Genomic DNA, 12,446 nt, shown 5'->3' on the forward strand with positions numbered 1-12,446 from the left:
TTCGCTGCCCACGCCTGTCACTGCGGGACATTCGCCTTGACACTGCAGGGGGACCTGCGTATATTGGCGACCTTGCTGGTCAATCCATCCCAATCGTGAGGCCATGGCTCTTTTCCCGAAGCACGGAACGCATTCCATGAACTGGAAGATCTGGACGATCCTGACCGCCGTCCTCCTCGTGATCCTCCCCGCCTCTCCGGGCTTTCCGCAAAACAGGATCCGCGCCGAAGGATCGGCAACCATTCACAAAAATTTCAAGGACATCGCCCGGGACCGGGCTGTCGAAAACGCGCAGCGGAACGCCGTGGAACAGGCCGTCGGCGTGATGATCAGCTCCCGGACGGAGGTCGAGAATTACACCGTCAAGCTGGACCAGATCCTGGCCGAGGCGGACGGCTTCATCAATGCCTATTCCATCGTTTCGGAGAAGCAGGACGGGAAGACCTACACGGTGGTCATCGACGCCGACGTCGGCACCGGCCGCCTGCAGGAGCGGATGAAGGCGATCCGGCTCATCGTGTCCCGCAAGGCGAAGCCCCGCCTGATGATCCGCTTCAGCGGCGGGGAGGCGAAGGATGCCCTGGCCGAGTCCGTCATGTCCCGGTATTTCATGGAGCAGGGATTTCATGTCGTGGATGCCGAGACAGTGAAAAAAAATAGCGATGTCGACGAAATGGACAAGGCCGAGGGGGACCGGCGCAAACTCTCCCGAATGGCCCGCGGAATCGGGGCGGAAGTCCTGGTGGCCGGCCGGGTGGAGACGGCCACCAGCGCATTCACCATCAGCAACATCGAGATGCATTCCAACAAGGTGACCGTCTCGGCCAAGGTCATCAACGGCGACACGGGAGAAGTCATTGCCGCCGACTCCGCCGCCGCCTCAAAGCCCGGTGTGAAAGGCGACTGGAAGGAGATCACCGAGGATGCCACGGGCAGGCTGTCCCGGGCCCTCTTCGACGGGATCCTGAGCCGGTGGACCGCCGACCTCGTGAAGGCCTCCACGTTCAAGCTCGTCATATCGGGCCTCGATTCCTACGATGATCTGGTCTCTTTCAAGGAGCTGATGTCTCATGAAGTCAAAGGGTATCGGGAGGCTCATCAACGTTCCTTCAGCAGGGGGCAGGTTGACCTGGACGTCGAGGTGAGGGGCACCATCCGGGGATTTGCCGACGATCTTGCCGCCCTGTCCTTCAAATCCCGCAAGGTCAAGATTGTCGAAATTACACAGAACCGGATTCGGGCGAGGCTCGTCCACTGATCCTGCCCTCAGGTCGTTACGGGGGAAGTGCCCGGGTACTTCCCGGCCGATGAATCAACGCGAAGGAGGTTGCCATGCACCGGACTCACTGGAAGGAATTCCTGCTCCTGACCGCCCTGCTCCTGCTGGCCGGATGCGCCATGAGCGAGAACTACAAGATGGGCCAGGATCTGATGGGCCAGAACCGTCCGGAGGAGGCGATCGCCTATTTCGAGGCCGCTGTACTGGAGAGCCGCGACAACACCGAGTATCAGGCCGCCCTTCAGCAGGCGCGGCAGAAGGGCGCCGCGGGCCGTCTGGAGCGGGTCCGGAAGGCATACGAAGCCCTGAAGGAGCCCGACGCCACGGTCCTCGACCGGGTTTTGAAGGATGCCGATTCCTTGGCCGCAATGGATCCCTCCAGCCGCGAGATCAAGGCGTTTCGGGATTCCGTGAAGAATCGGCTCGATGCCCTCCTGGGCCAGGCAAAGAACCTCTATGCCCAGGCGGACCTGGACATTCAGAAAGAAGACTGGAACGCGGCCCGCACAAAGCTCCTCCAGGTCAACCGGATTTTCCCGAACTACGAGGAGACCGCAACCAGACTGGCGCGGGTAAACCAGGAGGGGGCAAGGCAGCTTTACCAGCAGGGGGTTTCCCTCAGCAAGCAGGAGGACTGGAAGACGGCCGCCCAGGCCTTCCAGGCCGCCATGGAGATGAACCCCAACTTCCTCGACGTGGCCGCCCTGTACAAAATCGCCGTGGCCAACGACAATGCGGCCTACTTCCTGGGGGAAGGGGAGAAGGCCGAGAAGGCAAAGCAATGGGACCGGGCGATCTTCTGCTACCAGCGGGCCCGGGAATACGAGCCGAGCAACCAGGATCTCGCCAAGAAGCTGGAAAACCTGAGAGTGAAAACCGGCCAGATCTTCTTCGAGGAAGCGGAGAAACTGGTGAGCCAGGGAAGATTGAACCCGGCCGTCCGGAAGATCGAATCCGTGAAGCGCTACCTGCCGTCCATGCAGGAGGAACCGGTCTTCCGGGACCTGCTGGCCAGGGCGACGTCCCGGCTCATTGAACGGGGCAACCGGTTCAACGAACGGGAGCTGTGGGGAAACGCCCTGATGTGGTACCAGAAGGCCGAATCCCTGAGTCCGAATCACCCGGAACTCTTCCAGAAAATTCAGGACGCCCGGGAGCGGATCGGCAAGCGGATCCGCAAGTCCATCGCCGTCTTCGATTTTTCAAGCCCCAGCAACGACAAGGACGCCGGCAAGATGGCGGCGGACAAGCTCGTGGCGTACCTCTACCAGAAGGCCAGCAGCGATCTCCGGATCATTGAGCGGGAAAACCTCCAGAACATCCTTCGGGAGATGCAACTCGGCCAGACCGGCCTCGTGGACGTGAAATCCGCCCAGGCCATCAAGATGCGCGGCATCGACACCTTTATCATGGGGAACGTCCTGAAGGTCATGGCCACCAAGGCGGATACGGCCAGCAACAACCAGGTGCGGGTCCTGCTGGACGAGGAGGACGTCCCCAACCCGGAGTGGCAGACCTGGCTGATCATGCATCCCAGGCCCACGAGCGAGGAAATGAAGACGGCTCCGCCGAAGACGATGAAGAAGCGCAATTACCAGTTCGTCACGTACAAGCAGGGCAACGCACGGATCGTGGCCCTCTTCGACGTATCCTACAAGCTGGTGGACACGACCACCGGAGAAAACATCTTCACGAACACCATCGAGGGGCGCCTGATCAAGGAAGACAAATACCAGGACGGCGTTCCCATGGCGAACATCCCCCAGGATCCGCTGCAGCTTCCCACGGAAGCGGAGGTCCTGTCCGAGCTGACGAACGGAAAAATCTCGGAGATGGGCCAGAGCGTCCTGAGGCATTTCCAGAGCCTCGAAGTGGAATACTTCAATGCGGGGGAGCAGCTTCGCAAACGGCGCAAGTTTGAGGAGGCGGTGGAGAAATACGTGGACGCTCTTTACGACATCAAGCTGAAGGGAATCTCCACGGCGGTGGCCCAGAAATCCCAGGAGATGATCGACGGCCTTCTCCAGGAACAGTAACAAGGCGGGACCCATGGCCGGATTGGAACGTGACAAGGGCCCGTCGGGATCCCCGGGCCGATTTCGGATTCGCGGGATACCCCGTCTGCTCCTGGCGACGCTCGTTATCGCCCTGCTGGCCGTCCCTTCGTCGAGCCGGTCGGCGGTTCCCGTCAAGACCGCCGTCTTCAATTTCAGCGCCCGCAACCTGGAGGCCTCCGGCTATGGAACGACGGTCACCAACACACTCCTTGTCCATCTCAAGAACCGGGGAGAATTTTCCGTTCTCGACAGGAAGGAACTGGAGAGCTTTCTTGCGATGAACGATCTCCGGCAGGACGAGCACCTGGACAACGTGGCCCTCATCGGGAACCGCCTCGGTCTGAACATCATCGTGACGGGGAGCGTGGAGCGAAACGGGACGATCCTGACGATCCGCTGCAACGTGGTACAGGTCGAACAGAAAAAGCCCATTCTGGACGTCCGGCTGACCGCCTTCGGAGACGAGGGGCTTGCCCGGGAACTGAACAGCCTGGGTGACATGATCGCCGGCGCCGTGACGGACCTGGGGCGGGAGCGGGAAGATGCCTTCTCCCTCCGGGCGCCCGTCAACATCCGGAAGAAGTCGGGGAACATGAAGATCCAGCTGTCCTGGGAGAACCCGCCCGGAGCGGCGGCCATCGCCGGCTGGGAAGTGTTCCGGGGCACCTCCCCGGAAGGACCCTTCGCGCGGATCGCCCAGGTCAACCGCTCCGAGTTCTGGGACCAGGCGGTGGAACGGAACCGGACGTATCATTACAAGGTCCGCTCCTTCAGCAGCCGGGGCGGATACAGTGAGTTTTCCGCCGTCGTCGCCGCCGAGTCGGCTCCCACACCGAACCCGCCGGTCATCCTGAGGGCCGACTCACGGGTCCGGAGTGTTCAGCTGGTTCTGCTGCCCAGCCCGGCGCGCGGCGACGATCCGTTTCGGTTCAAGGGATACAGGCTGTATCGTGCCGGGGAGGAAGGCCCGTTCCGCGAGCTGAAAAACATCCCCGTTCCGGACGCGAGGCCGGGCATGGACGCCGTGGAGGCGGGCAAAGTGATCGCCGTCGATTCGGCGATCCGGGACGGAGAGCGGTATTATTACCGGGCGACGGCGTACAACGAAAAGGAACTGGAGAGCGATTATTCCCGCGCCCTCATCGGCTCCGCTCTGCCTCGTGTACAGGATGTCCGGGCGGAGGGGGAGAGGATCCGGGAGATTCCCCTGTCCTGGAGGGCCGTCCCGTCGCCGTTCATTCGCGGATACCACGTCTACCGGAGCGAGAGCCCCGGCGGAAATTTCGCCGTGATTCTGAGCATCCCAACCACCGAGGCCGGAACGGACAGTCGTGTCTCGGTGGTCGATGCGAAAGGGCTGGGAGACAGGAAAACCTATTATTACCGGGTAACGGCCTATGAGGAAGGCGGAGCCGAAACGACGCCCTCGGAAACCGCGTCGGCGGTCACCCGGGGCAGGCCTCCGACACCCAGGGATTTCAGGGCGGAAGTGGGCCGGGTGAAGCGCATCCCCCTCGCGTGGCAACCGAGTGCCCTGGATGATGTGCTGGGATACCGCATTTACCGGTCGGTCCGGAAGGAGGGTCCGTTCGAGTCCCTCCGCGTGATATCGGGCCGACAGTCCGACGGTTACGTTGACGACGGCGGCGCCCTCGGAGACGGGACTGCGTATTTTTACCGGATCACTGCATACAATCGGGTGGACGCCGAGAGCGAGCCGTCGGAGGTTGTAACGGCGGCGACGAAGGCAAGGCCGAAGCCTCCCGCCGGGTTCCGGGGCGAAACGGAGGGCGGCAAGGCCGTTCTCCGCTGGCAGGCCAATGCGGAGCCCGATATCGCACGGTACGACATCTTCGAACGGAGTTATTTCGGCCTGGAGAAGATTGCAGCCGCAACCGGTACGTTCCATTCGCTGGGGGACATGACCAAGGGAAAAAGCAGGGTTTTCTGCCTCCGGGCGGTGGACCGGAGCGGCCTGGAAAGCGAAGCAAGCCCGGAGATCACCGTCACAGCGCCATAACGGGGTGGATCCGGTTCCCGGATCAGGAGGAAATGATGACAGACCGGAAGCTGCAAAAAGCGAGTCGGCGAATCGCCGGAGTCGTGAAAATTCTGGCTGCGATCGCCGTTGCGGCGGCGTTCCTGGCGGCGTCTCCGATTGCGGGAGCGGCCGAAGGAAGGTATCAGGTCGTGGCCGGAACCGACGAGAAGGCCTACCTGGTGGACACGAGTACAGGGGCCGTATGGATCCTGACACACCGGGCCATGGCCACGGGCCGCGAGCCCATCGCCATTCCCTACAAGTTCATCAAGGTATCTCCGAAAATGGCAAATCCGTTCCTGGATGTCGAGACGATCCGGGAGGTTTCCATGCCTCCCGAGAAAGGCAGGGATCGGGAAGCCCGATAGCCTTCGAGTGCGCATGTCCGCATCAAGACAAACCATCCCGCGAAGCGCCGCAGGGCTGGCGGCGAAGCAGACAGACCGGATCGACTGATATGGTCCATTGTATTCCTCCATGCGGGTTCGCCCGCTGCTATGTCCTGTCGGACCGTGAGGGTCTGGCGGTGGTTGACGTCGGCAGTGTCGGCGCGGCGGACGACGTGGTCGGCTTCATCGGCAGCCAGCCCGGTCTGTCCATGGCCCAGGTCCGTTTTGTCCTGGCCACTCACTTTCACGTCGACCACATCGGGGGAGTGGCCCGTTTCCTCGAATTCTGCGCTCCCGGCACGAAGGTTTTCCTCCATCCCCTGGCGATGCAATACCTGCAGGGGAAGCGGGAACTCTGCTTCCTCAAGGGGTGGGTTCCGGGCTTTCTCTCCGCTGCCCTGGTATCGATGGGCTATGTCCGCCGCCTGTCCCATCTGGATTTCGGTCCCCTGGCGGGGATCCCGTTGCCCATCCTGAGGGACCGTCGCAGCTTCGGGGTGGATGCGGACAGGCTTCTGGCGCTGAACGGCGGGGGCCGGACGCGTTATCCCCTCGGTTTTGGGGGATGGGAGGTCCTGGAAACCCCGGGGCACACGGAAGACTCGATCTGCCTCTACCAGGAGGCGGAGGGACGGCTCCTGACCGGGGATACGATCCTGAATCTGGACGGGATACGGGGACCCGAACTGAATCGCTTCTGCTGGAACAAGCGGGAAATCCGCCGTTCCTTCGACATGTTGAAAGCGGAATTGTCGCCCCGGACGCTCTATCCGGGACATGGGGAAGTATACTCGAGCAACGGGGAGAACGTCCTGTCATTCGTCCGGGCAGCCTGAAGGGAGCAGATGCTCCTTCACCCGGCCGGGACGGGTGGCTCCTGATCGGGGCCCGTCCCCCGGATGCACCAGGACGGAATGAGTGAAAAAGACACGGGTTCTGCAAGGAGGAGACATGAACGACAAGCATCCTGTACCGTGGAAAGTCCTGGCGGTCGTTTTGCTGCTGCTGATCTGCCAGGGGTGCGCCGTTGTTACCGAGAGCACGGTGGTCACTCCGCCGATCCGGAGCCTGTTCGAGGGCACGTACAAGACGGATCCGTTCATGGCCCGGAACATGCCCAAAACCGTGGCCGTCCTTCCCTTCGTCAACGAGGCCGAGAGCCAGAAGGGGTCGGAGGAGGTCCGCCGGGGATTCTACAACCATTTCAGCTCTCTGCCGTTCGCGGACATGCAACTGCAGCGGGTGGACAGCCTGCTCCGCAAGGCGGATCTGATGGGGGACCCGAAGGAACTGTCAAAGAAGACGCCCCAGGAACTGGGGAAGATCCTCGGGGTCGATGCCGTCGTCTACGGGACCGTCTCCAACTTCGACAAGCTCTTCCTGGCCCTGTACTCCCAGGTCTCCGTGGGGGCCGACGTGAAGATGTACGACACGAAAACGGGCCATTTCCTCTGGAGCGGCAAGCATACGGCCCGGATCCATGAGGGCGGCATCTCCACGACGCCCGTGGGAATCGTCGCCGTCGTCATCGCCACGTCCCTCAACATGCGGGACATCCAGCTGCTGCGGGCGTGCGACGACCTCTTCCGGGACATGGTGAAGACGATTCCGATACCGAGCCTGGCGGAGGCACTGCGGCCGCCCGCCATCGCACTCCTGACCCAGGACACGAAAAACCTGCCGAAGAAGGCCGGCGACGAGATCAAGGTGGTCCTCCAGGGTACGCCGAAGATGATGGCCTCCTTCTCGATCGGAGATTACCGGAAGCACATCGACATGCAGGAGACGGAACCGGGATGGTACCTGGGGACCTACCGGGTGGTTCCGGGGGACAACGTCCGCCAGGCCATCATCACCGGGAGGCTGGCCCTCGCCAACGATCCCGGCAACTTCTCCGAGTGGGTGGACGCCGTCGGGTCCGTTTCCCTCAAGACGACGCCGCCCGACGCCCCGGCGAACGCCGCCGCGGTGGGGAGGGACCGCATCGTCCAGCTTCGCTGGAACCGGTCCACCGATCCGGATCTGGCTGGATACCGGGTCTACCGGAGCGCAACTCCGCTCAGCGGCTATGTCGAGGCGGCGAAGACGGAATTCACGGAGTTCACGGACAGGGATCCGTCCCTCAGGAACGGAACCGCGTACTACTACCAGATAACCGCCGTCGATCTGGCGGGAAACGAGAGCACGCGGAAGGGTGCCGTTGCCGGCATGCCCGTCGCGCCGGGACCCACCCCGGTTTCGGGGATCATCGAGGCCGACACCACATGGCACGCCGGTGCCAGTCCCTATGTCCTGGAAGGGCCGGTGACGGTCCGGGACCAGGCGGTCCTGACCATTCAGCCGGGTACGGAAATCCGCTCCAAGGATGCGCCCCTGACGGTGGAGGGGCGGTTGATGGCCCGGGGGGACTCGGAGCACATCATCGTCTTCGACTCCGCCCAGGAGGGGAAGATGTGGCCCGGCATCCACTTCCGGAACGTGAAGGACAAGGAGAACGCCCTGAGCTACGTCCGGATCCGGAACGCCCGGCGGGCCGTCGACTGCGAGGCGTCGTCGCCCGTCGTGGAGTCCTCGGAGCTGACGGAAAATGACACGGCCTTCCGGGCCTCCGGGGCCTTTTCCAAACCGCGCCTCCTGAAATCTCGTGTTGCCCGGAACCGGCAATCCGCCGTGATTGCCGTCGACGGCGCGGAGCCCCTGATTGCGGACAACGCCATCGAGGACAACCTGAACGCAGGCATCCTCGTGGAGCGGGCAGCCCCGGTGATTCAGAGGAACAGCGTCTCCCGGAACCACGGCTCCGGAATCGTCGTGGCGGGAGGAAATCCCTCCATTACGGAGAACAACGTTTCGGACAACCAGCCGTTCAACGCCCTGGCCCCCTCCTCCGGCGATTCCGTGAAGGCCCGCGGCAACTGGTGGGGTAGCGCCAAGGGACTGGACGTGCTGGCGGGAGTCCAGGGGAAGGTGGATGTGCAGAGCATCCTGGGCTCCCCCTGGCCGGGAGGGAAATCCCTTGAACTTCCGGTTCTTCCCTCACGGATCGGAGGCCGCGTAACGGCGGATGCCTATCTGATCCAGTCGAACAGCCCCTACACGGTCACGAAGGACCTGATCCTCGACGAAGGGGCCGTCCTCACCATCGAGCGGGGCGTCACCGTCCGGTTCGACCAGAACACGGCCATCGTGGCCGAGAATGGCGGGGTGATCGCCCGGGGCACCCGGGACCTGCCGATCCTGTTCACCGCCTCCGGGGCGTCTCCCTCGCCGGGCTTCTATGTCAGCGCTTTCCGCCAGGCGAAACCCACGACGGTCAACAGCGCCTTCTCCTGGTGTGTCGTGAAGTACGCCGAGACAGCCTTCGACATTCACTTCGGCAGCCCCGAGATCAGCCACTGCCACGTGGCCGAGAACAGCCAGTGCGGGGTCTTCTGCCGGAACGACGCCTCCCCCCGCATCTCTTACAACACCTTCACGGGGAACCGGGGAGAGGGAGCGGTCAAGTGCGTCGGGGCGTCGCGTCCCCTGATCCAGCGGAACAACTTTGAAAGGAACGAGGTGGCCATTCAGAGCTTCTCTTCCCTGTACATCGATGCGCGGCAGAACTGGTGGGGCAAGAGCCCGCCGGACATGCGGATGATCTTCGGCGACCCGGAAAAGAACGTGAATATCCGTCCCTGGCTGGAGAAGCCGGAGCCGGATGCCTTTCGGGAAACGAGATAGGACCGGACGAGGGTGCTTTTTCCTCCTTGAATTGGGAAAAAGCTTTGTGCTACCCTCCCTCCCCGACACGAACAAAATTGACTGTATCATCATCAGGAGGTTGAAATGAGATCGAAGGTTCTGGTTTTCGCGGGAGTCCTCGCGGGTGTACTGTTTGTTCTGACCGGCGCTGGCTTCTGCCAGCAGGGGCAGGCGGCGGGTGACGGCAAGGTAACCCTGGACAAGTGGAACAAGATCATCGAGGCCAAGGTGGCGGAAACCACGCCGGACGGAAAGGGTCTCATCAACTATGAGGAAGGCTACATCGAGTCCGTCGGGATCGGAGCTCCTCCCGAGAAGTATTACGGCAAGCCCCAGGCGCGGCCGATGGCTCTCCGGGCGGCCCAGGTGGACGCATACCGGAACCTCCTGGAGGTGACCAAAGGAGTCCAGATCGATTCCCAGACGACCGTGAAAGATTTCGTCACCGAGAGCGACATCATCAGTGCCAGCGTCTCCGGCCTCGTGAAGAACGCCAAGGTAACGAACCGGGAGTACATGTCCGACGGAACGGTTGAAGTGACCGTGCGGATGTACATGTCCGGGTCGTTCGTCAGGACGATCCTGCCGAAGGCCATCGCCGACGACAAGAAGACCGACATGCCGCCCATGCCCTTGAGGCCAAAGCCCGGAAAGGCGGAGGATATCTTCACGGGGCTGGTCATTGACGCCCGGGGGCTCGGCGCCCGTCCGGCCATGTCCCCCAAGGTGTTTGACGAGAACGGGAAGGAAGTGTACGGCACCCTCGTGGTGAACAAGGAATACGCCGTTCAGCAGGGCATCAGCGGGTATGCCCGGGATCTTTCCGCCGCCCAGGGGAATCCCAGGGTGACGAACAATCCCATAACGGTCAAGGCCATGAGTGCCGAGGGCGCGGGCAAGTCGGATCTGAAGATCGCCTCCGAAGACGCCCAGAAGCTCCGTGCCGTGAAAGAGAACGTGGCCTTTCTCCAGAAGTGCCGCGTCATGATCGTGCTGGATTGATCCCGATCCGGTCAAACCATGCCGGCGGGCGGAAAATCGACGGCAGATCAATAGGATAAAAGGAAACCGCAGTCTGCCCTTTGACGGGATCGGCTGCGGTTTCCTTTTGGAGGAACCCGTGCCGGGAAAGATTCACCTGCTTCCGGAAGAGCTGACCTCCCGCATCGCCGCGGGCGAGGTCGTCGAGCGCCCCGCTTCCATCGTCAAGGAGCTCCTGGAGAACGCTCTGGACGCGGGGGCGACGGATCTGCTGGTGGTCCTCGAGGGGGGGGGAGCCGTCTCCATCCGTATTGCAGACAACGGCACCGGTATCGACCCTGAAGAGGCGCCGCTTGCTTTTCAGCGCTACGCCACCAGCAAGATCACCCATTTCGAGGATCTCTGGTCGGTCCGTTCCTTCGGATTCCGCGGCGAGGCCCTGCCCAGCATCGCCTCCATCGCCCGGGTGGAGATGACAACCCGGACGCGGTCGCAGCCGGGGGGCACCCGGATCGTTGTCCAGGACGGCGAAATCCTGGAGGTATCCGAAGCAGGAGGGGCGCCGGGAACGACCATCTTCGTGAGCCGGATCTTTGAGGCTGTCCCGGTCCGGAAGAAGTTCCTCCGGTCGGAGAAGACGGAGCAGGGAGCCTGTCTCGACGTCGTTCTCCGGATCGCCCTGGCCCATCCCCGGGTCCGGATCCGGGTGACGGCGTCCGGCAAGGATCTCCTGAACCTTCCCGCTACGGAGGACCCGGCGGAGCGAAGCGCCCTCGTCCTGGGGCCCGATTTTACCGGGGAGGCGGTCGCCCTGTCGGGGTCTGCCGGCGGCTCGTCGCTGGCAGGATTCATTTCCCGACCCGAGCGGACGCGGTCCTCGACCAGGCAGATGCTCTTTTTCGTCAACGGGCGCTATGTCCGCGACGCCCTGCTCCACCGGGCCGTCATGACGGCCTGCCGGCGCCGGATCGAGGCGCGCCGTTATCCTTCGGCCCTTCTGTTCCTGGACATGGCACCCGCCGAGGTTGACGTGAACGTTCATCCCGCCAAGATGGAGGTACGTTTCCGAAAGCCCGGCGAGGTCTTTCAGCTTGTCCATGACTGCATCGAGCGGGCTCTCTCACGCTTTTCACCGGTTTTCCCGGCCGGTGAATCCCCGGACGGCGGAGCTTTCCGCACACCTGCCGCATCCGGGCGCGTTGAGGAGGCCCTTCGCCGCTATGTGATCCGCAGCGAGGGGGAGCCTTCCCATAGGGAGGGCGGGAGAATCCCGGCGCCCATGCTGCCGCTTGCTCCGGAGGCGCCGTACCGGCCGGCGGGGGGTACGCCCACCGTATCGGAGAGCCGGCCCGGCGGGGCATCGGATCCATCCTGCGGCTACATCGGCCAGTTGGCGGGAACCTACCTTCTCTTTGAAGCCGCCGATGGCCTGCTGATCGTGGACCAGCACGCCGCCCACGAACGGCTCCTCTACGAGCGCCTCCATCGACAGGAGCAGGATCGGCCCCCGGAAAGCCAGCGGCTCCTGATTCCCGAGGTCGTCGCCCTGCCGCGGAAAGAGCTCCGGTTTCTCGTGGAAAACGCAGCTGTCCTGGAAGACGCGGGTGTCCTCCTGGAGCCCTTCGGAGGCGACTCCGTCGTCGTCAAGGCGCTCCCGGTGTTCCTGGCGGCCGGGGACATCCGGTCGTTTCTGCTGGATCTGGCGGAAGAGGTCGGAGGCGACGATCCTTCCGGCCGGGGAATTTCTCCCTTGAGGGACCGGATGCTCGTGTTTCTGGCCTGCCGGGGCGCCGTCAAGGCCCGCCGGGAGATGAGCCGCGAAGAGGCGATTGCCCTCCTCACGGCTCTGGGCGACGAGCCCCAGGCCGCTACGTGTCCCCATGGCCGGCCCGTCGTCGTCCGATTCGGGACGGCGGATCTGGAAAAACTGTTCCGCCGCCGCTGAGGTCGGGTCC

General features: G+C 63.1%; 8 protein-coding genes. All 8 read left to right on the forward strand.

Going from position 1 to position 12,446, the window contains the following annotated elements:
* Positions 1 to 136: 136 nt before the first annotated feature.
* The gene (locus tag HPY65_06755; GenBank protein NPU84171.1) at positions 137 to 1,258 is read left to right on the forward strand and encodes a hypothetical protein; all 1,122 of its coding nucleotides are present in this window, start codon (positions 137 to 139) and stop codon (positions 1,256 to 1,258) included.
* A gap of 74 nt (positions 1,259 to 1,332) precedes the next feature.
* The gene (locus tag HPY65_06760) at positions 1,333 to 3,315 is read left to right on the forward strand and encodes a hypothetical protein (GenBank protein ID NPU84172.1); all 1,983 of its coding nucleotides are present in this window, start codon (positions 1,333 to 1,335) and stop codon (positions 3,313 to 3,315) included.
* A 13-nt stretch (positions 3,316 to 3,328) separates the two neighbouring features.
* The gene (locus HPY65_06765; GenBank protein NPU84173.1) at positions 3,329 to 5,356 is read left to right on the forward strand and encodes a hypothetical protein; all 2,028 of its coding nucleotides are present in this window, start codon (positions 3,329 to 3,331) and stop codon (positions 5,354 to 5,356) included.
* A gap of 32 nt (positions 5,357 to 5,388) precedes the next feature.
* Positions 5,389 to 5,745 carry a hypothetical protein gene (locus tag HPY65_06770; protein NPU84174.1) on the forward strand — a complete coding sequence of 119 codons (357 nt, stop codon included), beginning with the start codon at positions 5,389 to 5,391 and terminating at the stop codon, positions 5,743 to 5,745.
* 89 nt (positions 5,746 to 5,834) lie between these two features.
* Positions 5,835 to 6,602, forward strand: coding sequence for an MBL fold metallo-hydrolase (locus HPY65_06775; GenBank protein ID NPU84175.1), 768 nt, complete (start codon positions 5,835 to 5,837; stop codon positions 6,600 to 6,602).
* 115 nt (positions 6,603 to 6,717) lie between these two features.
* The gene (locus HPY65_06780; GenBank protein NPU84176.1) at positions 6,718 to 9,489 is read left to right on the forward strand and encodes a DUF799 family lipoprotein; all 2,772 of its coding nucleotides are present in this window, start codon (positions 6,718 to 6,720) and stop codon (positions 9,487 to 9,489) included.
* A gap of 105 nt (positions 9,490 to 9,594) precedes the next feature.
* Positions 9,595 to 10,512 carry a hypothetical protein gene (locus HPY65_06785; protein ID NPU84177.1) on the forward strand — a complete coding sequence of 306 codons (918 nt, stop codon included), beginning with the start codon at positions 9,595 to 9,597 and terminating at the stop codon, positions 10,510 to 10,512.
* 118 nt (positions 10,513 to 10,630) lie between these two features.
* Positions 10,631 to 12,436, forward strand: coding sequence for a DNA mismatch repair endonuclease MutL (gene mutL / locus HPY65_06790; GenBank protein ID NPU84178.1), 1,806 nt, complete (start codon positions 10,631 to 10,633; stop codon positions 12,434 to 12,436).
* Positions 12,437 to 12,446 lie beyond the last annotated feature (10 nt).

This window comes from Syntrophaceae bacterium (genome assembly GCA_013177825.1).
Classification (GTDB): Bacteria; Desulfobacterota; Syntrophia; order Syntrophales; family PHBD01; genus PHBD01.